General features: G+C 66.6%; 32 protein-coding genes. 15 read left to right on the top strand and 17 right to left on the bottom strand.

Annotated elements, in window-relative coordinates:
- Positions 1-8: 8 nt before the first annotated feature.
- Positions 9-926 (bottom strand): DNA-3-methyladenine glycosylase family protein, encoded by a 918-nt coding sequence (locus AO501_RS01975; protein ID WP_371935025.1) that lies wholly within the window; start codon positions 924-926, stop codon positions 9-11.
- Positions 927-1,017: 91 nt separating this feature from the next.
- Here AO501_RS01975 and AO501_RS01970 point away from each other — a divergent pair, with 91 nt between their 5' ends.
- The gene (locus tag AO501_RS01970; RefSeq protein WP_055576075.1) at positions 1,018-1,401 is read left to right on the top strand and encodes a nuclear transport factor 2 family protein; all 384 of its coding nucleotides are present in this window, start codon (positions 1,018-1,020) and stop codon (positions 1,399-1,401) included.
- A 61-nt stretch (positions 1,402-1,462) separates the two neighbouring features.
- On the opposite strand, the gene AO501_RS01965 is transcribed toward AO501_RS01970, so the two are convergent.
- Genes AO501_RS01965 through AO501_RS01950 form a run of 4 tightly spaced genes read right to left on the bottom strand, consistent with a single transcriptional unit; the run spans position 1,463 to position 4,222 of the window.
- Complete coding sequence (locus tag AO501_RS01965; protein WP_055576074.1) at positions 1,463-1,837, bottom strand: DUF427 domain-containing protein; 375 nt, start codon at positions 1,835-1,837, stop codon at positions 1,463-1,465.
- A gap of 39 nt (positions 1,838-1,876) precedes the next feature.
- Positions 1,877-2,692, bottom strand: a complete 816-nt coding sequence (locus AO501_RS01960) for a class I SAM-dependent methyltransferase (RefSeq protein ID WP_055576073.1) — start codon at positions 2,690-2,692, stop codon at positions 1,877-1,879.
- A gap of 10 nt (positions 2,693-2,702) precedes the next feature.
- The gene (locus AO501_RS01955) at positions 2,703-3,719 is read right to left on the bottom strand and encodes an NAD-dependent epimerase/dehydratase family protein (RefSeq protein ID WP_055576072.1); all 1,017 of its coding nucleotides are present in this window, start codon (positions 3,717-3,719) and stop codon (positions 2,703-2,705) included.
- Positions 3,716-4,222, bottom strand: coding sequence for a nuclear transport factor 2 family protein (locus tag AO501_RS01950; protein WP_055576071.1), 507 nt, complete (start codon positions 4,220-4,222; stop codon positions 3,716-3,718). The genes AO501_RS01955 and AO501_RS01950 overlap by 4 nt, the downstream gene beginning before the upstream one ends.
- Before the next feature lie 81 nt (positions 4,223-4,303).
- Here AO501_RS01950 and msrA point away from each other — a divergent pair, with 81 nt between their 5' ends.
- Positions 4,304-4,819: a peptide-methionine (S)-S-oxide reductase MsrA gene (gene msrA, locus AO501_RS01945; RefSeq protein WP_055576070.1), complete on the top strand. Its 516-nt coding sequence runs from the start codon at positions 4,304-4,306 to the stop codon at positions 4,817-4,819.
- On the opposite strand, the gene AO501_RS01940 is transcribed toward msrA, so the two are convergent.
- Positions 4,809-6,152: a cytochrome P450 gene (locus AO501_RS01940; protein WP_055576069.1), complete on the bottom strand. Its 1,344-nt coding sequence runs from the start codon at positions 6,150-6,152 to the stop codon at positions 4,809-4,811. The genes msrA and AO501_RS01940 overlap by 11 nt on opposite strands.
- Positions 6,153-6,268: 116 nt before the next feature.
- Here AO501_RS01940 and AO501_RS01935 point away from each other — a divergent pair, with 116 nt between their 5' ends.
- The 3 genes from AO501_RS01935 (at position 6,269) to AO501_RS01925 (ending at position 8,162) form a co-directional block, all read left to right on the top strand.
- Positions 6,269-6,874: a TetR/AcrR family transcriptional regulator gene (locus AO501_RS01935; RefSeq protein ID WP_055576068.1), complete on the top strand. Its 606-nt coding sequence runs from the start codon at positions 6,269-6,271 to the stop codon at positions 6,872-6,874.
- A gap of 125 nt (positions 6,875-6,999) precedes the next feature.
- Positions 7,000-7,122, top strand: coding sequence for a hypothetical protein (locus tag AO501_RS39970; protein WP_269435158.1), 123 nt, complete (start codon positions 7,000-7,002; stop codon positions 7,120-7,122).
- On the top strand, positions 7,119-8,162 hold the full coding sequence (locus AO501_RS01925; RefSeq protein WP_055576067.1) for a zinc-binding dehydrogenase: 1,044 nt from the start codon (positions 7,119-7,121) through the stop codon (positions 8,160-8,162). Before AO501_RS39970 ends, AO501_RS01925 begins: the two co-directional genes overlap by 4 nt.
- Here AO501_RS01925 and AO501_RS01920 read toward each other — a convergent pair.
- Complete coding sequence (locus tag AO501_RS01920; RefSeq protein WP_055576066.1) at positions 8,152-9,039, bottom strand: alpha/beta fold hydrolase; 888 nt, start codon at positions 9,037-9,039, stop codon at positions 8,152-8,154. The two genes, AO501_RS01925 and AO501_RS01920, sit on opposite strands and share 11 nt — an antisense overlap.
- A gap of 11 nt (positions 9,040-9,050) precedes the next feature.
- A complete protein-coding gene (locus AO501_RS01915; RefSeq protein WP_371935026.1) occupies positions 9,051-10,214 on the bottom strand; it encodes a sulfotransferase family protein in 1,164 nt (387 codons plus the stop codon).
- A gap of 100 nt (positions 10,215-10,314) precedes the next feature.
- Here AO501_RS01915 and AO501_RS01910 point away from each other — a divergent pair, with 100 nt between their 5' ends.
- Positions 10,315-10,890, top strand: a complete 576-nt coding sequence (locus tag AO501_RS01910; RefSeq protein ID WP_055576064.1) for a TetR/AcrR family transcriptional regulator — start codon at positions 10,315-10,317, stop codon at positions 10,888-10,890.
- Complete coding sequence (locus AO501_RS01905; RefSeq protein WP_055576063.1) at positions 10,887-11,993, top strand: DUF1214 domain-containing protein; 1,107 nt, start codon at positions 10,887-10,889, stop codon at positions 11,991-11,993. Before AO501_RS01910 ends, AO501_RS01905 begins: the two co-directional genes overlap by 4 nt.
- Positions 11,994-12,047: 54 nt before the next feature.
- Here AO501_RS01905 and AO501_RS01900 read toward each other — a convergent pair whose 3' ends face one another.
- The 4 genes from AO501_RS01900 to AO501_RS01885 form a co-directional block, all read right to left on the bottom strand.
- Complete coding sequence (locus AO501_RS01900; protein WP_055576062.1) at positions 12,048-13,112, bottom strand: LLM class flavin-dependent oxidoreductase; 1,065 nt, start codon at positions 13,110-13,112, stop codon at positions 12,048-12,050.
- Positions 13,112-13,627, bottom strand: coding sequence for an SRPBCC family protein (locus AO501_RS01895; protein ID WP_055576061.1), 516 nt, complete (start codon positions 13,625-13,627; stop codon positions 13,112-13,114). Before AO501_RS01895 ends, AO501_RS01900 begins: the two co-directional genes overlap by 1 nt.
- A gap of 72 nt (positions 13,628-13,699) precedes the next feature.
- Complete coding sequence (locus AO501_RS01890; protein WP_055576060.1) at positions 13,700-14,809, bottom strand: fatty acid desaturase family protein; 1,110 nt, start codon at positions 14,807-14,809, stop codon at positions 13,700-13,702.
- Positions 14,810-14,837: 28 nt separating this feature from the next.
- Entirely contained in the window at positions 14,838-15,923 is a 1,086-nt protein-coding gene (locus AO501_RS01885; RefSeq protein WP_055576059.1) for a flavin reductase family protein, read from the bottom strand.
- A gap of 70 nt (positions 15,924-15,993) precedes the next feature.
- Between AO501_RS01885 and AO501_RS01880 the strand changes: the two genes are divergently transcribed.
- Entirely contained in the window at positions 15,994-16,680 is a 687-nt protein-coding gene (locus AO501_RS01880) for a TetR family transcriptional regulator (protein WP_055576058.1), read from the top strand.
- Here the strand turns inward: AO501_RS01880 and AO501_RS01875 are convergent, their stop codons facing one another.
- The 3 genes from AO501_RS01875 to AO501_RS01865 are packed head-to-tail and all read right to left on the bottom strand — an operon-like array spanning position 16,681 to position 18,384.
- The gene (locus AO501_RS01875; RefSeq protein ID WP_055576057.1) at positions 16,681-16,983 is read right to left on the bottom strand and encodes a hypothetical protein; all 303 of its coding nucleotides are present in this window, start codon (positions 16,981-16,983) and stop codon (positions 16,681-16,683) included.
- A 40-nt stretch (positions 16,984-17,023) separates the two neighbouring features.
- The gene (locus AO501_RS01870; RefSeq protein ID WP_197419732.1) at positions 17,024-17,782 is read right to left on the bottom strand and encodes an SDR family NAD(P)-dependent oxidoreductase; all 759 of its coding nucleotides are present in this window, start codon (positions 17,780-17,782) and stop codon (positions 17,024-17,026) included.
- On the bottom strand, positions 17,779-18,384 hold the full coding sequence (locus AO501_RS01865; RefSeq protein WP_055576055.1) for a GNAT family N-acetyltransferase: 606 nt from the start codon (positions 18,382-18,384) through the stop codon (positions 17,779-17,781). Before AO501_RS01865 ends, AO501_RS01870 begins: the two co-directional genes overlap by 4 nt.
- Before the next feature lie 85 nt (positions 18,385-18,469).
- Between AO501_RS01865 and AO501_RS01860 the strand changes: the two genes are divergently transcribed.
- A complete protein-coding gene (locus tag AO501_RS01860) occupies positions 18,470-19,552 on the top strand; it encodes a F420-dependent hydroxymycolic acid dehydrogenase (protein ID WP_055576054.1) in 1,083 nt (360 codons plus the stop codon).
- Between the two features lie 63 nt (positions 19,553-19,615).
- Positions 19,616-20,911 (top strand): acyl-CoA dehydrogenase family protein, encoded by a 1,296-nt coding sequence (locus tag AO501_RS01855; RefSeq protein WP_197419731.1) that lies wholly within the window; start codon positions 19,616-19,618, stop codon positions 20,909-20,911.
- 105 nt (positions 20,912-21,016) lie between these two features.
- Here AO501_RS01855 and AO501_RS01850 read toward each other — a convergent pair whose 3' ends face one another.
- The gene (locus tag AO501_RS01850) at positions 21,017-21,472 is read right to left on the bottom strand and encodes a MaoC family dehydratase (protein WP_055576164.1); all 456 of its coding nucleotides are present in this window, start codon (positions 21,470-21,472) and stop codon (positions 21,017-21,019) included.
- A 45-nt stretch (positions 21,473-21,517) separates the two neighbouring features.
- Here AO501_RS01850 and AO501_RS01845 point away from each other — a divergent pair, with 45 nt between their 5' ends.
- From AO501_RS01845 to ag85C, 5 genes are all read left to right on the top strand, one after another.
- Entirely contained in the window at positions 21,518-22,006 is a 489-nt protein-coding gene (locus tag AO501_RS01845; protein ID WP_055576052.1) for a metallophosphoesterase family protein, read from the top strand.
- Positions 22,007-22,094: 88 nt separating this feature from the next.
- Complete coding sequence (locus AO501_RS01840; protein ID WP_055576051.1) at positions 22,095-22,556, top strand: MarR family winged helix-turn-helix transcriptional regulator; 462 nt, start codon at positions 22,095-22,097, stop codon at positions 22,554-22,556.
- Positions 22,547-23,353: an ATP-binding cassette domain-containing protein gene (locus tag AO501_RS01835; protein WP_156452251.1), complete on the top strand. Its 807-nt coding sequence runs from the start codon at positions 22,547-22,549 to the stop codon at positions 23,351-23,353. Before AO501_RS01840 ends, AO501_RS01835 begins: the two co-directional genes overlap by 10 nt.
- Positions 23,343-24,167: an ABC transporter permease gene (locus AO501_RS01830; protein WP_055576049.1), complete on the top strand. Its 825-nt coding sequence runs from the start codon at positions 23,343-23,345 to the stop codon at positions 24,165-24,167. Before AO501_RS01835 ends, AO501_RS01830 begins: the two co-directional genes overlap by 11 nt.
- Before the next feature lie 223 nt (positions 24,168-24,390).
- On the top strand, positions 24,391-25,425 hold the full coding sequence (gene ag85C / locus AO501_RS01825; RefSeq protein ID WP_055576048.1) for a diacylglycerol acyltransferase/mycolyltransferase Ag85C: 1,035 nt from the start codon (positions 24,391-24,393) through the stop codon (positions 25,423-25,425).
- 125 nt (positions 25,426-25,550) lie between these two features.
- On the opposite strand, the gene AO501_RS01820 is transcribed toward ag85C, so the two are convergent.
- Positions 25,551-26,231 (bottom strand): YoaK family protein, encoded by a 681-nt coding sequence (locus tag AO501_RS01820; protein WP_082658317.1) that lies wholly within the window; start codon positions 26,229-26,231, stop codon positions 25,551-25,553.
- Positions 26,232-26,240 lie beyond the last annotated feature (9 nt).

Below are 26,240 nucleotides of genomic sequence, written 5' to 3'. Positions count from 1 at the left end.
ACTAACCCTTAGAGCGGGTGGATCTGCTGCACCGGAAGGCGGGGGCCGCGCCGCGGCTCGTAGGCCAGTCCGCTGGCTTCGAGCACCCGGACCACCCGGTGCCGGTGCGGACGCATGGGTTCCAGCAGTTCGAGCATGCCGGCGTCGTCGAGCGGACGGCCGATCAACGTCCAGCCGATCATCTTCGACACGTGGTAATCACCCACCGACAGAGCGTCGGCGTCACCGAACGCGCGCTGCGCCGTCTCGGCGGCAGTCCATACCCCCACTCCGGGCAGCGACATCAGCGCCTCCCGCGCCTGAGCCGGCGGCAGTGATACCAGCCGTTCCAGCGACGACGCCCGCCGGGCACACACCACCACCGTCTGCGCGCGTCCGGGGTCGACGTTGGCGCGGTGAAACTCCCACGACGGGATGTACCGCCACGCGTCTGCCGACGGCAGCACCCGCATGCCCTCCGGCGCCGGCCCGGGCGCGGGCGTGCCGTACTTTCTCACCAGCACCCGCCACGATCGAAATGCGTCGGCGCCCGGCACCCGCTGCTCGATCACCGCCGGGATCAGCGCTTCCAGCACCTGCCCGGTGCGACCCAGCCGTAGGTGCGGCACCTTGCGGTGGGCCGCGGCCACGGTGGGCTCCTGCGGCTGGAAGCCCGACGCGTCGTCATCGGCTCCGATCATCGCCGGAAACAACTCCGCGAACTCCGCCGCCCCGGCTCCCCAGGCCTGGCAGCGGGCGGTGTCGCGACCGACGCGACTGATCCGCGCGGTGACCGGCCCGCTGGGCAGCAGGCTGGTCCGCCAGATGGTGCCGTCGCCACCCGCCCGGAAGCAGGGGTCACCGCGGCCCCGCCGTAACGGCGCCAGCGTATGCCCGAAGCCGCCGGCTCCGGCAAACGTGACGTCTCGGACGGTCTCCACCTCGATGATTCTTCCTACCGCAGCACACCGACCGACGGCCGTGTCAATTGACCGTCAACTGTCGCGCGAGACAGGATGGCCTTGTGATGACGCCGTGATGACGCCTTTTGATGACCCACAGGCCGAACTGGCGTGGATGTTCCTGCAGAGCATGTGCGAGGGCGGGGACCTCGACGAAGGCTTCCAGCTGCTCAGCGACGACTTCACCTACTGGACCATCATCACGCGCGAAGAGTGGAACAAGGAGACCATGCGCCGCGTGGTCGAACGGCGCAAGCAGGTCTTCGAGATCAACATCGATCTGCGCCGGTGTGTCAACGAGGGCGAAACCGTGGTGGTCGAGGGCCAGGTCTACGGCGCCACCGCCGACGGCACCGAGTACGACAGCCCGTTCGTCTGCATCTTCGACACCCGGGACGGCATGATCGTGTCGCTTCGCGAGTACACCGACACCCAGGCGCTGGCCCGGGTGTTTCCCTGAACGGCGATCGCAAGCGCGGCGGAGCCGGGCGCAGCGGGTCGCCGTCATCCAAATGCGCCTCTTAACCGACCGTGATCTCGGCTTTGTTCGGATAGAACGCGACGTGCCCGGCGATCGCGGCGACCGCGGGGTAGGGCTGCTCGTAGGTCCAGATGACGTCTTTGGCGGTGTCACCGGCCGAGGTCGTCACGCTGTAGTAGCTGGCCTCGCCCTTGAACGGGCAGTAGCTACTGGTGTCGGTCCGCGTGAGCCGCTCTTGCACCACGTCGGCCAGTGGAATGTACTGCACCAGAGGCAAACTGGCCTCCTGCAGACCCAGGGCCGCGGTGCTGTCCGCGACCAGCTCGCCGTTGACATGGACCTGGACCCGCCCCTGCGTCGGCTCGATCGTGATCGGGTGACCCGCGTTGGGTTCCTTGATTTCCGGATGGCTCATGAGACGTTCAACGCATTCGGGCCGCCCACATTCCCGTTTTCAAAAGGCGTAGCGGTGGTACTGCGCCATGTTCCGCAGCGCCGGCACCCGCGCCATCACCCGGCCCATCCACCGCACGGCGGGGGGTACGAGTGCGAACGTCTCGCTGTCGAACACCGATTCCCAGGCCACCAGCCGCGTGCCAGGCACCTCGTCGAGGATGTCGGACGGCCGGTCGATCCCCCAGTACAAGGTCGATCCCGAGCGGCGAACGACGGAGTTGATCACCTGGGTGCGGATGCCGAATGTATTGAAGGCGTCGAATTGCAGTTCACCGGAGGGGAATCGGTCGACCACCCGGCGCAGCAACGCCAGACCGGCGTCCTTGGTCAGGTACATCGTCAGCCCCTCGCCGAGGAACAGGGTGGGACGGTCGGCCGGTAGGTCGGCCAGCCACTGCGGGTCGGTCACCGAAGCCGCGACGGTGCGGCAGTTCTCGCGCGCGGGGTACACCCGCTCGCGTAGCGAGATCACCTCCGGGTAGTCGATGTCATACCAGCGCACCCCGGGCCCAGGGTCGAGCCGGAACACCCGGGCGTCCAGGCCACACCCGACATGCAACACGGTCGCCTCGGGGTGTGCGGCCAGGAACTCCCGGGCCCAGTTGTCGAAATGCGCACTGCGGACCGCCACCGACGGTGCCCGCCGCTTGGTGATAGTCGTTGCGGCCCAGTCGTAATCGATGTGCTGCACCGCGGCCTTGGCGTACTCGTCGCGCAGGATCGACTTGGGCGCGTCAGCGTCGAGTGCCTTGGCGTACAGCGTCGCGAGCATGGTCTGAGGTGGCCCGTTGAGGTCAACGTGAACACGTTCCATTGTCGCCAGCCTATTCGGGTGCGACAGCCTTCTTCGCAGCCTTTCGCATGCCGGCCCAGAAGCGGGCCGCCTCGCGGATCGACTCCTCCACCGGCCGCGGTTTCCAGCCCAGCTCGCGGACCGCCTTGCTGTGGTCGACCGGGGCTTCGGCGCGCATCATCCGCACCGAGTCCAGGCTGAGTTCGGCGTCCTTGCCGGTCAGCCGGGCCCGCAGGCTGCCCAGGGCGCCCAGCGCACAGAGCACGGGCACCGGGATCGACCGCCGTGGCGGTGCGACCCCGGCCTCGTCGGCCGCGATCCGCACCACGTCGGTCAACGGGATCATGCGCTCGGAGATCAGGTACTTCTCCCCGTTACGGCCGCGCTCGGCGGCCAGGATCATGGCCCGGGCGGCATCGTCGACGCCCACCACCTCCAGCTGGATACCGCTCATCAGGAACGGCAACTTGCCGAAGACCGCGCCGGCGATGAACGCGCCGTGCGGGGTGCGGCCCCAGTCACCGCTGCCATAGGTGGTGGAGACGCACATCGCGACCGCCGGCAAACCGAAGTCGGCGACGTAGCGCATCACCAGGTCCTCGGCCTGCACCCGGGACTGGACGTAGGGGGTGACCTTACGGTCGCCGATCCGGTCGGCTTCGGTGGCGACGTGCCCGTGCCTGCGATCCACCGATGCGTAGGTGCTGGTGAACACGAATCGGTGCAACTCAGGGTCTTTCGCTACGTCAAGGACGTTGCGCAACCCGTCGACGTTGGTGCGGAACAGGGGCGCCGGGTCACGCAGCCAGGCGCGGGTGTCCACAACGCAGTAATAGACGTCGTCGCAACCATCCATCGCTTCGCGCACGGTGGCGGTGTCGAAGACGTCGCCGTGAAAGCGGGTGACCGGCAGGTCATCGATCGAGCGGGTGTTGGCATTTGGGCGCACCATCACCCGCACGTCGTGACCGTCCTCGACCAGCAGCCGGGTGACGTGCGAACCGAGGAACCCGTTGGCGCCGATCACCAGTTTCGGCCGCCCGCTCACTGCGCACCCCCGTACTGCTTGAGAAAGGCCGCAGCGTCGTCGTCCAGGTTGCCGAACTCCTGGGCCTTGCGGCACCACTTCAACGCGGCCTGCACGAAGCGCAGCGGGTTGTAGATATCCTCCTGGCGGCGCCACAGGCCGTCGCCGGCATAGGTGATGATCGAGATGTTCGTCGCGGTGATGACGCTGCCGTCGCCTGGATCGCGCATCGGGTTGTCGAGCTCCATGATGATGCGCCCGGTGGGCTCGTCGATGACCGACCACAGCGACGGGAACTCCACCATGTGGCTGCCCGGGAAGCTGGTCATCGTGCGCTTGATCCAGGTGCGCACCTCGTCACGCCCGTGCATGGTGCCCGCCGCGTGCTCGATGTACTCGACGTCGGGCGTGTAGTGCTGCACCCAGGCGTCCCAATCGTGCGTTTCGGCCGCTCTGGCCACGGTCTGCTCGAACTGCGCGAAGGCTGCCGCCAGTTCACTTTTGGGGAATTCCGGGCCGCTCACGAGCCGTTACACCTCACGGGCGGAGTGTAGCCTGGGTGCCTGAGCTTGAGCTGCCGGCCCGGGCCGGTTAGGAGGACAGCAATGACGAGCACGCAGAAAGCCATCCTCGCCGGTGGCTGCTTCTGGGGAATGCAGGACCTGATCCGGCGGCAGCCGGGAGTGATCAGCACGCGGGTCGGCTACAGCGGCGGCGACGTACCCAACGCCACCTACCGCAACCACGGCACACATGCCGAGGCCGTCGAGATCGTGTTCGACCCGTCGGCCACCGACTTCCGCACTCTGCTGGAGTTCTTCTTCCAGATCCACGACCCGACCACGAAGAACCGCCAGGGCAACGACCGCGGCATGAGTTATCGCTCGGCCATCTTCTACGTCGACGACGAGCAGAAGCGGGTGGCGCTGGACACCATCGCCGACGTCGAGGCGTCCGGCCTGTGGCCCGGCAAGGTGGTGACCGAGGTCAGCCCGGCGGGCGATTTCTGGGAGGCCGAGCCCGAGCACCAGGACTACCTGCTGCGTTACCCGAACGGGTACACCTGCCACTACGTGCGGCCGGGCTGGAAGCTGCCGCGACGGGCCTCCGCTAGTCAGTAGGCCCTTGAGTTGTGCGGCGCCGCACCACAATCCGGCCGCCGTCTTTGGGGACGAACGCCACGCCCCGGCCGTGCCACCGCTCGTCCGGGGCAGTGGTGGGCTCAACGACGAACTGACGCAACACCGTTCGCAGCACCACGTCCATCTCCATGTTGGCGAACGCGGCTCCCACGCAACGGCGGGTGCCGCCGCCGAACGGTATCCACGCGAAGGCCGACGGCTTGCCGCCAATATAGCGCTGCGGGTCGAAGCGCTCGGGATGCGGGAACACGTCCGGGTTGTCGTGTATCCGGCCGATGTTGACGATGATCGAATACCCGCGGGGTATCACCCACTCGCCGAGTCGGTAGGTCTGCGGGTATACGTGCCGTCCGGCGAGGTCGATGACGGTACGGGCGCGCTGAACTTCCAGAATCGTCGCCTGCCGAAGCTCGCTGCCGCCGTTATCGGCCTCTTCGACCAGGTCGGCCAGCAGCGTGGGGTGGCGGGTGATCCGCTCGAAGGCCCAGGCCAGCGTAGAGGCGGTGGTTTCGTGTCCGGCTGCCAGCAGCGCGAGCAGTTCGTCGCCAATGTCCTTGCGCGACATGACCGAACCATCGTCGTACGTGCTGCGCAGCATCAACGCGAGGACGTCGTTGCGGTCGGCGAAGTTCGGGTCCGACCGCTCGCGGTCGATCAGCTTGTCGATGACCAGGTCGTACTGGCGCCGGAATTCGGACAGCCTGCCCCACGGGCTCAACCGGCCGTAATCCCGCTTGGGTTTGGGCACCGCCGCCAGACGGGAGCCCAGCGTGACCCACGGCGGAATGATCCGGCGCAGCTCGTCGAGTTCGGCACCCTCGGCGCCGAACACCGCACGCAGGATGGCATTCAGCGTGATGTGCATCATCGACGGCAACGTCGCGAACGACTGCCCCTCGGGCCACCCGGCACTCTCGCGCAGGGTCTCCTCCTCGATGATCGTCTCGTAGTTCTTCATGCTCTTGCCGTGGAACGGCGGCGCCAGCAACCGGCGCCGGCGGCGATGGTCGTCACCTTCCAGCCCGAACACCGACCCGGATCCGAACATCCGGCTCAGATTGGGCTGTATGTTGCCCAGCTCGTCCGGGCTGGTGGTGAACACCTGCTTGGCCAGCTGCGGATCCGACACCATCACCATGTGGCCGTACATGGGGATGTGCATGGTGACCGCGGAGCCGTATCGGGCGGTCAGGCGTCGCATCATTCCCTTGCGGGAGAACGCGAAGATGAGGCCCTGGAACAGCTTTGGGATGTGGGTGGACGGCGGCAGCTTGACTTCGGGCACGGCGGGCGCGTCGATGGCTTGGCTCACGGAGGTGTTACTCCCTACGTTCTGCCCCCTCGATCAGGGGTGGTACTGCGGTGTACCAAAGGCTTTCCCTGTACGGTACTCTGTGGTACCAAACCTGACAAGCGAAGGGCCCGATCGTGACGGCAGTGGCTGATGACGCGGTTGCGGCGCAACCCGATCCGTTCCGGCTGCGACTGCTCGACGGCCTCGCCGCGTCGATCGGCGAGCGCGGCTACCGGGCCACGACGGTCGCCGACATCGTCCGCCACGCCCGCACCTCCAAACGCACGTTCTACGACCACTTCGCCAGCAAGGAACAGTGTTTCCTGGACCTGCTGCGCGCCGAGATCGAGATCATGGCCGAAGACATCCGGGTAGCGGTCGACCCCGAGGCCGACTGGCACCAGCAGATCCGCCAGGCCGTCGAGGGCTACGTCGGCAACATCGAATCCCGGCCGGCCATCACGCTGAGCTGGATCCGCGAGCTGCCCTCGCTGGGCGATTACGCCCGCCCGGTTCAGCGCCAAGGTCTCGAGCTGCTCACCGGCCTGCTGGTCAATCTCAGTGGCAGCCCGGGTTTCCGGCGCGCTGATCTCCCGCCCCTGACCGTCCCGCTGGCGGTGATCCTGGTGGGCGGCCTGCGGGAACTGGTGGCGCTGGCGGTCGAGGACGGCCGGCCGGTGCGAAGCATCGTCGAACCGGCCGTTGACGCGTCCGTTGCCCTGCTCGGGCCGCGACACTAGTTCACCTGTGCACCAGCGGATTCGAGTATGCGCCTATTGCGCTGAAACCGCGTAGATCCCGCGGTAGACACACACCCGAAGCCGTGCCCGCACACTCGATCGCGGCACGGGGCTACGCTCCAACGATGCGCCTATCAACCCGCAACCAACTCAAGGGCACTATCACCGAGGTCGACCTCGGCCTGGAGGCCGGTCAGCCCGCGGCGGTGTTCATCAAGTGCACCGAAGTCACGATCGGCGTCCAGTGACGGCCACCATGCTCGCCGAGCGCTTTTACGCCGACACCAGAACGGTTGTGCTGGAAGAAGTTCCGATTCCCGAACCCGGGCCCGGCGAGGTTCTGGTCAAGGTTGCGTTCTGCGGCATCTGCCACTCGGACCTCAGCCTGATCAACGGAACCTTCCCTTCCCAGGCGCCGGTGGTGACCCAGGGCCACGAAGCGTCGGGCACCATCGCCAAGCTCGGTCCCGAAGTGACCGGTTGGGCCGAGGGCGACCGGGTGGTGGTCGCCGCGGGACGCCCCTGCCAGACGTGCCCGAACTGCAGGCGCGGCGACGTGGTCAATTGTCTGCGAATTCAGTTGATGGCGTTCGCCTATGACGGCGCGTGGGCCGAATACACCCTGGCGCAGGCGGCCGGTTTGACCCGGGTGCCCGACAACGTCCCGCTCGAGCAGGCGGCAATCCTGGCCGACGCGGTCTCCACGCCGTTCGGCGCCGTCGTGCGTACCGGGAAGGTCGCGATCGGGGAGTCAGTCGGGGTGTGGGGCGTCGGCGGTGTCGGCACACATATCGTGCAGCTCGCCAAGCTGGTCGGCGCGGTACCGGTGATCGCTCTCGACATCAACCCGGCCGTGCTGGAGCGCGCGCTCGAGATCGGGGCGGACTATGCGTTCGACACCCGCGACGACGGGTTGCAGGACAAGATCGCCGAGGTCACCGGCGGCCGGAAGCTGGACGTCGCGTTCGACGCCGTCGGACTCAAGGTGACCTTCGAGCAGGCGCTGGACTCACTGACCGCGGGCGGCCGACTGGTCGGCGTGGGAATGAGCGCGGAGTCGCCGACGGTGGGACCCACCGCCATGTTCGGGTTAAGCCGCAAGCAGGCGCTGGGGCATCTCGGCTACCAGAACGTCGACATCGAGACCCTGGCCAAGCTGGTTTCCTATGGCCGCCTTGATCTTTCGCGGTCCATCAGCCAGATCGTCCCGTTACGGGACATCCACGCGGGCATCGAGATGCTGGAGCGCCAGGAGGGCAACCCGATCCGGATCGTCGTCAAACCCTGAGAAACGCGCGCAGTCTGTCCAGCACCAGATCGGGACGCTGACTGACGATCCAGTGCCCCACCCCGTCGACTAGCTCGACCTCGAAATCCGTTATGTGGTCCGCATATCCGTCGATCAGGTCGGGCGTGATCACCGGGTCTTCGACCCCGGACAGCCAGCGCACCGGCACCTCCACCCGCGCATCGTCGAATTCCCCCCGCATCCAGCGCAGCATCTCCCCGGTCTGGAATGACCGGTACCACCGCGAACCGGCCTCGGCGTGCCCGGGCTGACGCATGCAGTCGATATAGAGGCGGATGTCTTCGTCGGGGATGTTGAACCCTCCGCCCACCCACTTTCCCAGGGCACGGGCGAAGCGGGCCTTGGGGTCGCTGAGCAACCGCGGCCCGATGCCCGGCAGCGAGATCGGAATCTGGTACCAGAGTCGCCAGATATTGCGGACCGAAGACAGATCGCGCTTCACCCAGGGCGCGACGGTGTTCATCCCGAAGAAGCCGGTCACCCGGTCCGGGTGGCGCAGCATCAGAATGAAGGCGACCGGGCCGCCCCAGTCGTGCGCGGCAAGCTTGACCGTGGCGATGCCCAGCTTGTCCAGCACCGTCGCCAGGTCACCGGCCATCTCGTCCTTCGTGTAGGTCGATCGCGGCGCCGAGCTCCAGCCCGCCCCGCGCAGATCCGGGCACAGCACCCGATAGCCGTCAGCGGCCAGCGGCCCGATCAACTCGTGCCACTCCCACCAATTCTCCGGGAAACCGTGCACGAGCATGATCGCCGGTCCGTCGGCCGGGCCGGCATCGGCGACGTGAATCGTCACTCCCCCGCCCACATCGATGAACCGGTGTTCGACGCCGTCCAGGTTGGGAATGGAGATGGTCATGGTCAAAGAACCTACTTCAGGAAGCGTTCGACATAGGGCGTGAACCGGGCCCGCAAGTCGTCCCCGGCGAGTCCGAACATCTCAAAAGACGTGGCCACAGTGCCCAGCCGGCCGCGCTGATGGCCGGCCAGGTAGCCGGAGATCGCCGCACGCGCCGCGTCCGTGAAAGGTTCGTCGGCCAGGGCGTAGAGCCGCTCCGCCACGCCGAGCTCATCGGCCATGAAGTCGCCGAACCGGACGTCGACGGATCGGTCCGGGCCGATCACGTCGCGATCGCGGACCAGGGCGTTGAGCATCTGTTCGAGGCGGTCGATCCAGTACCCGGCGATCTCCTCGACCGGAACCGGAGAGCGGTGCATGCGCGCGGAATAGGTGATCATCGCGACCATCGACAGCGCCACCGGCACCGGGTCGCGGTGGGTGAAAACCACGATGCTGTCCGGGAAGACCCTGTTCAGCACCGGCACCTGTTCGAGATGCTGCGGCGACTTGAGCAGCCAGCGCCGGCCACCGCGCAGGAACTGCATCGCCCTGAGCTGGGTGGCCAGGTAGCGGTAGTGCGGGGTCTGATCGTGGGCCTGGTAGTAGTCACGCCAGCCGGGCACGTGCGCGAGCGTCTCGAACAGCATCGTCGAAAAGTCGTTGGCCAGCAGTTGGATCTCTTCGTGGACATGATCGGTCGTCATCTCGTGCATCAGCGCGAAATGCGGCATCACCAGGTTGATCACGCTGACCGCGACATCCATGCGCGCGCGCCGCGGGTCCGGCGCGATGCCGGCTTCAGCGGGCAGCGGGAATGGCTCGTTGCTCTCCCAGTAGGGCATGGTGCGGAAGGTGGGCGCTGAGGCCAGCAGATTGTGCAGATGGGTGGTGCCGGTGCGGGGCAGCCCGGCGATCACCACCGGCGAGCGCAGCTCGATGTCGTTGATCTCCGGATGGCGGCGCAGCAGGTCGGCCAACAGCAGCCGGTTCTTCAGCAACTGCAGCAGCTGGCCGTAGAAGTTGACCACCCCGGCCGGGTGCAGTCCGTCGATGTCGCGGAGCGCCGACAGGTAGACATCGAGTCGTTCCCGGTAGTCCGCCGGGCCGAAGTCATCCAGGCCGGTGTCGGCACTTGCCTTGGCGCACAGAGCATCAGCATCCAGCGGGCAGTCCGGCGCCAGCCCCGCCATCATGTCCAGGATCGGCTGCGCCTCGGCGCTGAAGCGGGGCCTGGCCAGATCGTCCAGCACTACGGTTTCGGTCACGGCGACTTATGTTACTCTGAGTTTCGTAATGGTAGAAGAGCTCGGCCGGCCCCGTGACCCGCGCATCGACGCGGCGGTGCTGGACGCCACGGTCGAACTGCTGGCCGAAACCGGTTATCCCGGTCTACTGGTATCCGCCATTGCCCGGCGCGCCGGTACCAGCAAGCCCGCGATCTACCGGCGCTGGCCGAGCAAGGCGCACCTCGTGCACGAGGCGGTGTTCCCCATCGGTGCCGCAACCGAAATACCGGACACCGGCTCGCTGCGCCAGGATCTGCGCGAAATGGTTTGCCGCACAATGGAAGTTCTGAGCACCCCGGCAGCCAGGGCGGCACTGCCGGGCCTGATCGGCGAGATGGCGACCGACCCCACCCTGCACGCGGCGCTGTTGGAACGTTTCAGCGGCCTCATCGGCGGCGGGCTCAGCGACCTGCTTGGGAAGGCAGCGGCGCGAGGCGAGGTCCGGCCCGACGTGACCGCTCCCGAACTCGCCGAAGCCCTGGCGGGCGTGACACTGCTTGGCCTTCTCACCCGTGCCGCGGCACTCGATGACGCCTGGATCGACCGCACGACGACTTTGCTCCTGAGAGGAATCAGCACATGACGACGCACGAATCGACGGTGGCCTGGCGTGAATTGCTCAGCGCCCTCGGTGAACTCGACCGTTCCTTCCTCGAGGGCGACCGTGCGGTCACCGACGACCGGCACGTCGCCGACGGCTACCGCATGCTCGGCGCCACCCTGGGGGTGGCCCTCGACAGTTACCTGTTCCCCGAGCCCGGTCGTCCCCAGTTCGTCGCGGTGAACACGCCGTTCCGGCGCGATCGCCGGTGGGGTGGGGACAACACCGACGCCTACTACTACATGTGCCCCGTCGATCCGGACCGCCGCTATCGCATCAGCGGCAATAAGGGTGACAGCGTGTACTTTTCGGTGACGGCTTACAACGAGCCCTCGCCCGGCGCCTGGTCGGACCGCGTGGTCGCGATCATCCGTGACTCCGACGTCGAGATCGACGCCGACGGCAACTTCTCCTTCGAGTTCCCCCCGACGCCGGACGCGGCCGCGCTGATGACGCGCGACTACCAGGCCGACCCGCTGACCGGCCGGCCCGTCGTCTGGAATATCGAGGCGCTCGATGAGCCCGAGCCGATCAAGCACGGTGATTCCGAAACCGCGGCCAGGCTGCGCGCGGCGGCCACCTGGTTGCGCACCATGTTCGCCATCGTTCCCCTGCCGGTCGGGACGCGTGCCGACGACGCCCATGCGCTCGGGCACGAAGTCGCGCATGCCGCAAATGAATTCGCAGAACCGTATCAGGTTCCGGACGCCAACTTCGGCTGGTCGGCGCGGGACGCCTGCTACGCCTACGGCAGCTTCGTGCTCGAGGAGGACGAAGCGCTGGTCATCACGCACCGACCGCCGACATGCCGTTTCTGGAACATGTTGGTGTGGAACCAGTTCATGGCCACCTACGGGGCCGGCGACGCGCGTTGTTCGGTCAACGGGCACAGCGCGGTTGCCAACAGTGACGGCTCGGTGACGATCGTGTTGTCCGCTGCCCGAACGGCTCATCCCAATTCGCTGACAACACTGGGGTATCCGCGCGGCAACCTGGCCTTCCGGTGGTTTCTCACCGACGCGGTACCGGCGCGTCCCGAGGTCCGGCTGGTAAAGATCTCCGACGCGCCGGTCGCGCCATCCTAGCCCCTCGCGAGCGTGCAATGGCGGCGGAAAAATCGCGAAAAACGCGCCCTTAGTTCACGTTCGGCGCGATGTGGCGCGCACCAACTCGATCGCCCGGCCCAGCGTGGTGAGCTTGTCGTCCAGCGTCTCGCCGGCAGGGTAGAGCCGCACGGTGTCGACACCCGCGTCGCGCCACACCCCGAGCCGGGCGCGCACCATCTCCTCGGTGCCGATCAGCGTAGTGGCCAACACCATCTCGTCGGTGATCAGCGCGGCGGCCCCCGGCCGGTCGCCGGCCTGCCAGCGTTCCCGCACCGCGGCGGCCACCTCGCCCCAGCCCTGCCGGGAATAGGCCTGGTTGTAGAAATTGGTGCTGGCCGAACCCATGCCGCCGAGGCTGAATGCGAGTTCCGCCTTGCGTCCGGCCACCATCTCGCGCAACGCGTCTTCGTCGGCCGCGAAGGCGACCTCGGCGCCCTGGCAGATGTCCAGGTCGGCGCGGGTGCGGCCGGAGGCGGCCAAGCCCTCGTCCAGATGGGCGAAGTAGGCCTGATCGGCACCCTCGGGCACGAAGCTGGTGCCCAGCCAGCCGTCGGCGAGCCGGCCGGTGAGTCGCAGCATGGCCGGCGACAAGGTAGCCAGGTAGATCGGGATCGGATGCTCGCGGCGGGTCGACAACCGCATCGGCTTGGCCTCTCCGCCCGGCCGTGGAATTTGAAACTCCTTGCCGGAATGGGAGATTCTGCCGCCTTCGAAGACATGCCGGACGATCTCGACGGTTTCGCGGATGCGGGACAGCGGCCTGTCGAACGCGACGCCGTGCAGGCCCTCGATGACCTGGGGCCCCGACGCACCCAAACCGAGCAGGAAGCGACCTCCCGAGAGGTTGGACAACGTGATCGCGGTCTGGGCCACGAGCACCGGTGATCGGGTGCCGACCTGAATGACGCCTGATCCGAGCAGCATCGCGTCGGTGCGTGCCGCGAGATAGCCCAGCGCCGACGGGGCGTCGGCTCCCCAGGCCTCGGCGACCCAGCACATGTCGAGTCCCAGGCGCTCGGCCTCGACCACGAACTCGACCGTTTCGGCCGCATGCGCGGTTTGGGAAGCGGACAATTCGACCGTCGTCGCGGTGCGCATCACCGCACCCCGTGCTCGGCCAGCCTCTTGATCGCGGCCAGGGTCTTGTCGATCGCGGCCTCGAACTCCCGCATCCGGACGAACACGATCTTCTGTTCCTTGTCCGGCATCGCATCGATGGCATTGGACAATCCCGAGCGGCCCGGACCCATCTGCGTCCAGAACGAGAGCACGGTCCCGCCGTCGCGCGGTGTCAGCCGGAATCGCCAGGTAGCCGCGGGATATTCGGGTTCGCCGACAGCCCAGGCGAATTCGCGGGGCCGATCGAACGACACGATCTGCGACGTCGTGCTCCAGCGTCCGAACGCATCGTGTTCGTTGTGCCCGACGAACCTGGCGCCGACGCGTGGCTCGCTGACCCCGTCCAGCCAGGCCACGGATTGCAGCTCGTTGCTCAGGGTCGGCATCAACTCGATATCGGAGACCAGACTCCAGACTCGCTGCGGCTCGGCGTCCACCCATGTCCAGGATTCCACCGTCGGTTTGTCCGAGTATCGCGCGCCGGTCCACTCCATTTGGCCCATTCTCCACCCGAAAGCCCGGAGCATCGATTTCTCGAGCCCCGGGCTTCGGTTGGGCGGGTCAAGCTATGCGGCGATCAGCTCCTTTTCCGCAGCCTTCGGCTCGGCCTTTGCCTTGCGGTGCCACGAGTCCGGAACGCTCAGCCGGACGATCTTGCGGACCACCGTGCCGAACTGCTTGAGCAGCGGCCCCTTGTTGTAGGGAATGCCGTAGCGCTCGCAGATCTCCTGCACCTCAGGCGCGATCTCGGCATACCGGCGGGCCGGGATGTCCGGGAACAGGTGGTGCTCGATCTGGTGGGACAAGTTGCCCGACATGACGTGGAAGAACTTGCCGCCGGTCAGGTTCGCCGATCCGAGCACCTGGCGGAAGTACCACTGGCCGCGGGATTCACCCTCGGTCTCCTCGATGGTGAACTCCTGGGTGCCCTCCGGGAAGTGGCCGCAGAAGATGATCGTGTACGCCCACACGTTGCGCATCAGGTTCGCCGTGAGGTTGCCGGCGAAGACGAACGGCGCGAACGGTCCGGCCAGCAGCGGGAATGCGACGTAGTCCTTGAGGGTCTGGCGGCGGACCTTCTGCCAGATCTCCCGCAGGGTGTCGCGCTTGTCCCGTATCGAGATCTCGCCGGCGCGGATCCGCTCGGTTTCCAGCTCGTGCAGCGCCACACCGTACTGGAACAGCACCATCAGCAGGAACGCGTAGACCGGATTGCCCAGGAAGTACGGCTGCCAGCGCTGGTCCTCGCTCATCCGCAGGATGCCGTAGCCGATGTCGCGGTCCATCCCGACGATGTTCGTGTGGGTGTGGTGCATGTAGTTGTGCGAGTGCCGCCATTGGTCCGACGGGCACGCGCTGTCCCACTCGAAGTCGCGGCCGGAGATCGTCGGGTCACGCATCCAGTCGTACTGGCCGTGCATGATGTTGTGCCCGACCTCCATGTTGTCCAGGATTTTCGCGAAGCCCAGCATCGCGGTGCCGAACAACCAGGTCGGGGGCAGGAACAGCAGCGCGCGGCCGCCGACCTCCAGGGCGCGCTGGGCCTTGATGACCTTGCGGATGTACTCGGCGTCCTCTTCGCCGAGGTCGGCCAGCACCCGTTCCCTGATGGCGTCGAGCTCGCGGCCGAAGGCGTCAGCCTGCTCCTTGGTCAGCGTGATCTTGTTCTGTGACATGGCTTTTCCTCCTTGAGGTGGGTGTTGACTAGAGGGCGATATCGACGTCGCCGACCGGAACGCTGACGCAGATCTGCACGTCCTCGTCGGGGGCGGTGGAGACGGCGCCGGTGACGAGATTGCGCACGGTGCCGGAGGTCTTGCGGCGCGTGCAGGTGTGGCAGATACCCATCCGGCAGCCGTTCTGGGGCGTCAGGCCGGCCGCTTCGGCCTGTTCCAGCAGCGAGCGACCGTCGTCGGTGACGTCGACCTTGCTGTCCGCGAAACTGACCCGGCCACCCGTCGGGTCGGACGGCGGCGCGAACACCGGCGGGACGAAACTTTCGGTGAACACATTTTCACAGAGGCCTTTGACGGCGTCGACCAAAGCGTCGGGCCCACAGACGAACACCGCGTCGGGCGACTCCATCGCGACGGCCAGATGCCCGGCGCCGAAGCGGCCCTTCAGATCACCCGAACCCGAACGGGTGAACCCGTGCAATACCCGAACCCCGCGCATCGCCGCCAGCTCTTCCCGGTAGCACGCTTCCTCGGGGGTGCGGGCGTAGTGCACGAACGCAATCTCTCCCCCTTCATCGGCCAGGTGACCCCGCGCCACCAGCGTGCGAAGCATCGCCATCACGGGAGTGATGCCGCTGCCACCGGAAATGAACAGGATGCGCCGTGGCATTTTCTCCGGCAGGACGAAGTCCCCGCCGACCCCGTCCAGGCCGACCACCATGCCGCGGCGAGCCCGCTCATACAGGTAGCTCGACACCAGGCCACCGTCATGGACACCGATGGTCAGCTCGATCTCGGCACTGCCTTCGACGTTTGCCGGGGAGTAGCACCGCGAGTGCATGCGGCCGTCGATCTCGATGGTCACGTTGACGAACTGGCCGGCGCGGGCACGGTAGCGCTCGGTGAACGCGGCATTGGGAGCCAGCGTCAGGGTGACGCTGCGCGGCGTGCTTCGCCGCACGTCGACCACCTTCGCGCGGGCCTGTCCCGAGGTCCAGGTCGGCGTGACAAGCTCGGTGTACCGGTCGACGCCGTGCGGCCCGGTGAGCAGATCAACGAGGTCGGAACTCAGGACTCGCTTGGCGATCGTCCGAGTAAAAGTTTGAGTGAACATGTGTACACCGTGTCATCGATCGGCGCAGGTGGTCAAGGGTTTTCACCCGTTCTGTGTTACGGTTCACATAGTGAACAGTCGTACTCCTAGCTCACACCCGCGGCGGTCGAGCCGGGAACGGGGCCGCGAAAGCACCCGTGACACGCCCTCGCGTGAGGAACGCAAGGAAGCGACCCGGCGGGCGATCATCGCCGCGGCGCTCAAGGCGCTGAACGACCGCAGTTTCAGTGGGCTGAGCCTGCGCGAGGTGACCCGCGAAGCCGGGATCGTCCCCGCGGCCTTCTACCGCCACTTCGAGTCGATGGAGGCCCTCGGCCTGGTCCTGATCGACGAATCGTTCCGCAGCCTGCGCGACACGCTGCGCGGCGCCCGTGCCGGCAAGCTGGACCCCAGCCGGGTCATCGAGTCATCGGTGGAGATCCTGATCGGCAGCGTCGCGGACCAGCGCGAGCACTGGCGCTTCATCTCCCGCGAGCGCTCCACTGGCGTGTCCGTACTGCGGTACGCGATCCGCACCGAGATCCGGCTGATCGTCTCGGAGCTGGCCACCGACCTGGCGCGCTTCCCGCGGCTCAACGAATGGAGCACCGAGGATCTCAACGTCCTGGCGAGTCTGTTCGTCAACGCGATGATCGTCACCGCCGAGGCGATCGAAGACGCCCAGAGCACGGAAGCCCTCGAGGAGATTCACCGGATCGCGGTCAAACAGCTCCGCATGATCACCATCGGCGTTGCGTCGTGGAAGAGCGAACCCTGATCAGTCGTCGACGACTTCGAACAGCGAGTCGCCGTCTTCCGGTGTGCCGTCGATCTGGCCACGGTGCGCGCGGCCAGGGGTCACGTCGGGTGGCTCGACATCCGGGATGACGTCCGGCTCCTCCTCGGCGAGGCGCTGGTCAAGCGACTCCCCCTCCCGCTCTTCTCGCGCGGTCATGCCGAATTTGTCGGCCTCACTCCAGCCCTCGGGCGGATCGACAACGGTGTCGCCGTCGTCGTTGCGCACCTCGTCGGAGTCGGTGGACTCGCTCGGGTCCAGAGTGTCGCCGGGGCCGGTATCCATAGCCGGGTAATTTCCCAGCGGCCTGCGAGTTAAACCCCGGTCACACCGACAACGGGTAACCGCCGCTGAGTTTGAGGGTTTCGCCGGTGACGAATGACGCCGCGTCCGAACACAGGTAGAGCATCGCGGCCACCACGTCGTCCATCGTGCAGATCCGGTGCACCAACTGCAGACCATGCACGTAATCCTCGACCAGCGAACGCGGCACATCGGCAAGCGCGCTCTCGGTGTTGGTCAGCCCGGGCGCAATCGCGTTGACGCGGATCAGATCCGGCGAGAGTTCGGAGGCAAAGGCGACCGTCAAACCGCGCACCGCGAGCTTGGAGACCCCATACGGCGTGCTGCTGGCGTAGCCGGCCGTCGACGACATGTTCAGCACCACCCCGCCCCCGCGGTCGCGCATCGAATCACGGCACGCCAGAGTGCAATTGATCACGCCCATCACGTTCACGTCGAACATCCCGCGCACGTCGTCGCGGGACAGGGCGCCGAACGGTTGGTTGTACTTCATCAGATGCCGGCCGGCGTTGTTGATGAGAATGTCTATGCCGCCGTATGTTTCGACCGATGCCGCCACTGCGGCCTCGACCTGGTGCTCGTCGGCGACGTCGCAGGGCACCGCGATCGCGCTGGCGCCTTGTGATGTCAGTTCGGCGGCCGTCTGGCCGGCACTCGCGGTATCGATGTCGGCGATCACGGCGTTGGCTCCGCGGGCGGTCAGCGCCCGGGCGAAAGCACGCCCCAGTCCGGCTGCTGCGCCGGTGATGAACGCGGTCTTGTCGGCAAACTGCGCGGTCACTGCGGATCGCGCCACATCGGCCACAGCGTAGGACCACCGCCGGGAAGCGTGATCTCCCCGGTCACCCGGAAACCGAAACGCTCGTAATAGGGCACATTTTCGGACTTGGACGACTCCAGGTAGGCGGGGCAGTACTCGGCGTCGCAACGCTGCAGCCGGGACCGCATCAGCACCTGTCCGAAGCCCCGGCCGCGAACGTCTGGGTCGCTGCCGATGACGGCCAGGTACCAGTGCGGTTCTTCCGGATGCTCGCGTTTCATGATTTCCTGCAACAGGCGCCCCCGGTTGGATCGCGCGCCGAACGCCCACAGGAAGGTGGGCAGCTGAGCCAGTTCCGCCCAGCGCGACTCCTTCCATTGATTCGGCGGATCCCACAGCGCCGCCGCACCGATGCCGGGTCCATCGCAGGCCACCTCCACGCCGCCGCGGGGCAGATGGTGGTGGCGGGTCATGGTGGCGAACACCCGGCCCATGTGCTTCCGCCGCGCGTCGTCGTCGGGCAGGATCCACATCGTGACCGGATCGTCGAAGAATGCGCGGCCCAGGGTTCGGCCCAACTCGCGGACATCAGCTCTTTGCGCCGGACGCGCCTGTGGAGTCACGTCACTCACGGTAGGTGCGTCGCGCGGGGCGCGCCAGCCTCTTGCATGAAGGTGTGACGACGAGGGGCAAGGGTATTCGGATGCGATGACCGGTATCTCGAGACGGGGCGTGGCGCAGTTGGCCGCCGGGGTCGGCATCGCCGCGGCCACCGGTCTGTCGGGTTGCCAGTCCGGCGGCGGCAACGCCCCGGCAGGTCCGGCGCAGCCGCGGGGTGTCGGATTCGTGTTGTCGCACGAGCAGTTCCGCACCGATCAGCTGGTCGCGCAGGCGCAGGCGGCCGAACGGGCCGGTTTCCAATATGTCTGGGCCAGCGATCATCTCCAGCCGTGGCAGGACAACCAGGGCCACTCCATGTTCCCGTGGCTGACGCTGGCACTGGTGGGAAACAGCACAAGCGCGATCTCGTTCGGCACCGGGGTGACCTGCCCGACCTATCGCTACCACCCGGCAACGGTGGCACAGGCGTTCGCGTCGCTGGCCATCCTGAGTCCGGGGCGGGTGTTTCTGGGCGTGGGCACCGGCGAGCGACTCAACGAGCAGGCCGCCACCAACACCTACGGCAACTACGTCGAGCGCCACGACCGGTTGGCGGAGGCGATCGACCTGATCCGCCAGTTGTGGAGCGGTGAGCGAGTCTCGTTCGCGGGAAAGTACTTTCAGACCAATGCGCTGAAGCTGTACGACGTCCCGGCCACGCCGCCGCCGATCTTCGTGGCCGCCGGCGGACCCAGGAGCGCCACCCTGGCCGGCCGATACGGCGACGGGTGGATCGCCCAGGCTCCTGACATCAAGAACGCCGAGCTGCTGGCCGCTTTCAACGCGGGCGCACAGCAGGCCGGCCGCAACCCGGCCACCCTGGGCAAGCGTGCCGAGTTGTTCGCCGTCGTCGGTGACGGTGCGGCGGCGGCGCGCGCCGCGGCCCTGTGGCGATTCACTGCCGGCGCCGTCGATCAGCCCAACCCCGTCGAGATCCAGCGCGCCGCCGACTCGAACCCCACGGACAAGGTGCTGGCCAACTGGGCGGTGGGCACCGACGCCGCCACCCACATCAAGGCGGTGCAATCGGTTCTCGACGCGGGTGCGGTGCCGTTTCTGCACTTCCCGCAGCAAGATCCCGCGGCCGCGATCGAGTTCTACCGCACCAGCGTGCTGCCCAAACTGCGCTGATCCTACGATGGTGTGACTCAAACGATGCCGGCGCGACGGTGCGCCGGGGAACGGTGGCCAACCGTGTGGGATTTCGAAACGGACCCGGAATACCAGGCAAAGCTGGACTGGGTCGAGAAATTCATGGTCGAGGAACTCGAACCGCTCGATCTCGTTGCGCTGGACCCGTACGACAAGCAGAACGCCGAGATGATGGCGGTCCTGCGGCCGTTGCAGCAGCGGGTCAAGGAGCAGGGACTGTGGGCCGCCCACCTGCGTCCCGAACTCGGCGGGCAGGGCTTCGGTCAGGTCAAACTGGCGCTGCTCAACGAGATTCTCGGGCGTTCCCGCTGGGCGCCGTCGGTATTCGGTTGTCAGGCACCGGATTCGGGCAACGCCGAGATTCTGGCCCTGTTCGGCACCGAGCAGCAGAAGGCGCGTTACCTGCAGCCGTTGCTGGACGGTGAAATCACCTCCTGCTATTCGATGACCGAACCGCAGGGCGGTTCGGACCCGGGACTGTTCGTCACCTCGGCCACCCGTGACGGAGACGACTGGATCATCAACGGCGAGAAGTGGTTCTCCACCAACGCCAAACATGCGTCGTTCTTCATCGTCATGGCCGTCACGAACCCGGAGGGCCGCACGTACGAGAAGATGTCGTTGTTCATCGTGCCGGCCGAGACGCCCGGCATCGAGATCATCCGCAACGTCGGCGTGGGAGCCGAATCATCCAAGCGCGCCACCCACGGCTACGTTCGCTATCGCGACGTGCGGGTGCCCGCCGATCATGTCCTCGGCGGCGAGGGGCAGGCGTTCATGATCGCGCAGACCCGCCTCGGTGGCGGCCGCATTCATCACGCGATGCGCACAATTGCGCTGGCGCGCCGCGCCTTCGACATGATGTGTGAGCGCGCCGTGTCCCGTCAGACCCGGCACGGGCGGCTGTCCGACTTCCAGATGACTCAGGAGAAGATCGCCGACAGCTGGATCCAGATCGAGCAGTTCCGGCTGCTGGTGCTGCGCACCGCGTGGCTGATCGACAAACACCACGACTACCAGAAGGTGCGTCGCGACATCGCGGCAGTGAAGGTCGCGATGCCTCAGGTGCTGCACGATGTCGCGCAGCGCGCCCTGCACCTGCACGGCGCGCTCGGGGTGTCCGACGAGATGCCGTTCGTCAAGATGCTGGTGGCCGCCGAGTCGCTGGGCATCGCCGACGGCGCGACGGAGTTGCACAAGATGACCGTGGCCCGTCGCACGCTTCGCGAATATCAGCCCGTGACAACACCTTTCCCGTCCCAGCACATCCCGACGCGCAAAGCGGAAGCGGAGGCCCGGCTGGCCGCCCGGCTGGAGCACTCCATCGCCGAGTTCTAGGGGTCGCCGTTCCCCGCGAGCAGACGCGAAATCGCACTATTTCGGGCTTCCGCGTGCGAGTTTGTGTCTGCTCGCGCAAGGGAGGTGGCCGTCTGCTCGCGAGGGTCAGGTGATGTAGCGGACGATGCTTTCGGCCACGCACGCCGGCTTGGGTGAGCCGTCGATCTCGACGGTCGTCGAAACAATCGCCTGCACGGCCCCGTTGCCGACGTCGTCGACGCTGACCAGCGAACTTGTCGCACGTACCCGCGACCCCACCGGCACCGGCGCCGGGAAGCGAACTTTGTTGAGGCCGTAGTTGATTGCCAGTTTGATGCCCTTGACGGTGTACATGTCGTGCTGCAGCCGCGGGAGCAGCGACAGGGTCATGAACCCATGGGCGATAGTGGTCCCGAACGGCCCCTTCGCGGCCCTCTCCGGGTCGACGTGGATCCACTGGTGGTCACCGGTCGCGTCGGCGAACAGGTTGACCTCTTCCTGGCTGATCGTCACCCAGTCGCTCTGGCCGATGGTTTCCCCCGCTGCGGCGGCGAGGTCGGCGACTGACTCGAAGGTGCGCATGGTCTCTCCTCTGATCCTGATGGCGCCCGGGTATGCATAGAACTTATGCGGCTCCTTCTGATCACCGACACCCACGTCCCGAAACGCGCCAAAGACCTGCCCGCGCAGGTCTGGGACGAGGTCGCCACGGCTGACGTCGTCATCCACGCCGGTGACTGGGTGACGCCGGACCTGCTGGACAGGCTCGAGGCGCGGTGCAGCCGATTGATCGCGTGCTGGGGCAATAACGACGGTGACGAGTTGCGCGCGCGGCTGCCCGAACGCGCGGACGCGGACCTGGCCGGGCTGCGCTTCACGGTGGTGCACGAGACAGGCGGCGCAGCGGGCCGCGACGCGCGAATGTCGCGGCTGTATCCCGACACCGACGTGCTGGTGTTCGGCCACAGCCACATCCCGTGGGACACCACGACAACGACCGGACTGCGGCTGCTCAACCCGGGTTCGCCGACGGATCGCCGCAGGCAGCCGCACTGTACCTACATGACCGCAACGATTGAGCACGCGGCCGTGGACGTGACGTTGCGCCGGCTGTAGGGGTGCGCCGGCTACAACTCGGCATCGGCCTTGCGTCAAGTAATGCGCAGGAATAAATAGCTCGCCTACAGAGCTATTATGGGCTGAAGTGACTACGAACACCGCGAAAACCGATCTGGCCGCTGACGTGCCGCGGATCCTGGGCAGGTTCCGCCGTCAGCTGCGGCGAGCAGCCGGCACCGGCTACCCGGCCGGCCAGCTCTCCGAATCGCAGGCCGAGCTGTTGCGCCTGGTCTCGCGGCGCCCAGGAGTGTCGGTGAGCGTCGCAGCCGCCGAGTTGGGCCTGGTGCCCAACACCGCCTCCACCCTGGTGTCAAAGCTGTCCTGCGCGGGACTGCTGGAACGGACCGCGGACCCGGCGGACCGGCGGGTGAGCCGGTTGCGGCTGACCGATTCGGCGCAGCAGGTGATGGACGCGACCGCGGCCACACGCCGGGCGGTCCTCCACGACCTGCTCGACGAGCTTGACGACCACCAGATCGGGGTATTGGCCAAGGGGCTGGAGGTGCTCGAGGAGATGACCAGGAAGCTGCAGGAGCGATGCACATGACCGAGGCGATCGACTGCCGGCACCTGACCTATCGTTACGGCCAGCACACGGCCGTCGACGATGTGACTTTCACGGTGCACCCCGGCGAGACGATGGGCCTGTTGGGCCCCAATGGCGCCGGCAAGACCACAGTGGTGCGGGTGCTGACCACGCTGGCACCGGTCCAGCACGGCGAACTGCGCGTCTTCGGGCTGGACGCGCGGAGCCAGACGATCGACATCCGCAGCAACATCGGTTATGTGCCGCAACAACTTTCGATCGAGACAGCGTTGACCGGCCGGCAGAACGTGACGTGGTTCGCCCGGCTGTACGGCGTCCCGCGCGCGGAGCGCACCCAGCGCGTTGAGCAGGCATTGGCGGCCATGGATCTGCTCGATGTCGCCGACAAGCTGGCATCGAGCTACTCCGGGGGTATGGTGCGTCGACTCGAGGTGGCCCAGGCCCTGGTCAACCGGCCCTCGCTGCTGGTGCTGGACGAACCGACCGTCGGCCTGGATCCGATCGCACGCGACGGTGTGTGGACGCAGGTCCGCAAGATGCAGGAGCAGTTCGGCATGACCGTCCTGCTGACCACCCATTACATGGAAGAGGCGGACGCGCTGTGCGACCGGGTCGCGCTGATGCATCACGGTGCGCTGCAGGCGGTGGGAACCCCCGAGGAGTTGAAGGCGACCGTGTCGCCGGAGGCCACCCTCGAAGATGTCTTCCGCCATTACTCGGCAACCGGCCTCACCGACGACGCCGCCGACATCCGTCAAATCCGTTCCGCCAGAAGGGTTGCTCGCCGTGTCGGTTGATCACACCCACCCGCATACCGTCGATCTGGTCCGCGCTCCGCACGGATTGGACAGAGCCAGAGCAACATTGAGCCGCGTCGGCGCGTTCGCGATCGTGGAATTGCAGAAGTTGCGGCACGACCGGACCGAGCTGGTCATGCGGATGGTGCAGCCCGCGCTATGGCTGCTGATCTTCGGCACCACGTTCAGCCACCTGCGTGTCATCGACACCGGCAACGTGTCCTATCAGGCGTTTCTGGCGCCGGGGATCATCGCCCAGTCGGCGCTGTTCATCTCGATTTTCTATGGCATCCAGATCATCTGGGACCGCGACTCAGGTGTCCTGGCGAAGCTGATGGTCACACCCGCGCCGGCGTCGGCGCTGATCACCGGCAAGTCGTTCGCGGCCGGTGTGCGGTCGGTGGCCCAGGTCGTCGGCGTGCTGGCACTGGCCTACGCGATGGGCATCGGACTGACCGTCAATCCGCTGCGGATTCTGGGCGCGATGGCCGCCGTCATGCTCGGTGCCGCGTTCTTCGCCTGCCTGTCAATGACTTTGGCCGGCCTGGTACGCAACCGCGATCGATTGATGGGCATCGGCCAGGCCATCACCATGCCCTTGTTCTTCGCGTCCAACGCGCTGTATCCGGTTGATGTGATGCCCGGCTGGTTGCATGCACTGAGTAAGGTCAACCCGCTCAGTTACGAGGTCGACGTGCTGCGCGCGCTGCTGATCGGCACCCCGTTCCACCTCGCGGACGTCATCGTGCTGGTGCTGGCGCCGATTGTCGGGATCATCACGGCGTCAACGTTTTTGCGTCGGCTGGTCGCCTAGCGCATTCGTTGCCGGACGGGAAGACAGCGATGCCTTTCCGGTGGCCTTTCGTTACCCGATAGTGACCACGACGACGGGTCTCGGGGCCGAATCCCAATCGTTAGCAGACCGCGACAAAGTTCTACGGCCGCGACGGGCTTGAAGGCTCCGCCGACTGTGTTTCACTCGCCCAAGAACAGATTCCACCGCACGAGCGGCAGATGAAAGTGGGATGGGTAAAACGATGAAGTTCGTTGAAAAGCTGTGTGGCGCAGCGATAACCATGCCTCGCAGGTTGGCGTTCGCGGTTATGGGCGCCGCACTGCTGACCGGTCTCGTCAGCGCGGTCGGCGGGTCGGCCACCGCGGGCGCGTTCTCGCGGCCAGGCCTGCCGGTCGAGTACCTGCAGATCCCGTCGCAGGCGATGGGCCGGAACATCCGGGTCCAATTCCAGGGTGGCGGAGCGCATTCGGTCTACCTGCTGGACGGCCTGCGCGCCCAGGACGACTACAGCGGCTGGGACATCAACACGCCCGCGTTCGAGGAGTTCTACAACTCCGGCCTTTCGGTGATCATGCCGGTCGGCGGTCAGTCCAGCTTCTACAGCGACTGGTACCAGCCGTCGCAGGGCAACGGCCAGAATTACACCTACAAGTGGGAGACGTTCCTGACCCGGGAGATGCCCGCCTGGCTGCAGGCCAACAAGGGCACCTCGCCGGTCGGCAACTCCGTTGTGGGACTTTCGATGTCGGGTGGCTCTGCCCTGGTGATGGCCGCGTACTACCCGCAGATGTTCCCCTACGCCGCGTCGCTGTCGGGCTTCCTCAACCCGTCGGAGGGTTGGTGGCCGACGCTCATCGGGCTGGCGATGAACGACGCGGGCGGCTACAACGCCAACAGCATGTGGGGCCCGTCCAGCGACCCGGCGTGGAAGCGCAACGACCCGATGATGCAGATCCCGCGGTTGGTCGCCAACAACACCCGGATCTGGGTCTACTGCGGCAACGGCACCCCCAGCGACCTCGGCGGCGACAACATGCCGGCGAAGTTCCTCGAGGGCCTGACGCTGCGCACCAACCAGCAGTTCCAGCAGACCTACGCGGCCAATGGCGGGCGCAACGGGGTGTTCCAGTTCCCGGGTAACGGCACCCACTCCTGGAACTACTGGAACCAGCAGTTGATGGCGATGAAGCCCGACATGCTGCAAGTGATCAACGCGGTCAACGCTGCGCCGGCGCCCGCTCCGGCACCGGCCACCCCTCCGGCCGCGGGAACCTGACCACCGCAGTCCCAGAGACCACATCGGCAGCAGCGCAACGGCCAGCGCTGCTGCCGATGTTCCTTTTTGGAAGGTAGCAGCGCACCCGGCCAGCGCTGCTGCCGATGTTCCTTTTTACAGCCCAACTAATCCAGCAACCCGCGCCGATCGGCGTGCAGGTAGGTGTAACAGGTCGTCACCGCACAGACGAACGCGGCGACACCGAGCATCTGGGTGCCGCTGACCACCAAACTGATCGCGCCCCCGATCGCGGCGCCCAGCATGAACGTCGCGAGCATCATGAAATAGCCGAACCAGTCCTCGATTTTCCCGCCGGCCATGTGGCGCTCGATGCCCTGGCCCATCTTGACCAGCGTGCCGGTCACGTAACTCAGCGGCACCGACACTTCACCGTCTTTCACGAAGGAAGTGTTCAGCGCACCGATGCCGAAGACCACGAACATGATCGGCACGAAATCCAGCAGGGTTTGCTCCCAGCCGCCCAGCACGATGTCCAGGCCGGTGGCGAACACCAGACAGAACGTGGTCAGCACGGTGGGGCCGTGCGGGTGTTCCGCCCAGAACCGGCGGCGGCACACCGAGGAGACGATCACGCCGGTCACGAAACACAGCAGCAGCGTGCCCGCACTCAACGACAACGTCACGTCGTCACGGAACACGCCCAGCACGGCACGCTGTGCGTTGCCGGTCATGAACGTGACGAAATACCCCTCGGAGTGGGTGAAGGCGGTGGCCCCGAGCACCCCGGCCAACGCGGCCAGCACCCAGGCAAGTCTGGCTTCGCTGTCGTACATCTCTTTCTGCACACGAGCATG

This window comes from Mycobacterium gordonae (assembly GCF_001417955.2).
Classification (GTDB): domain Bacteria; phylum Actinomycetota; class Actinomycetes; order Mycobacteriales; family Mycobacteriaceae; genus Mycobacterium; species Mycobacterium gordonae_B.
The sequence above is the reverse complement of the archived record's forward strand: the minus strand, read 5'-3'. Positions and strand labels throughout refer to the sequence as shown.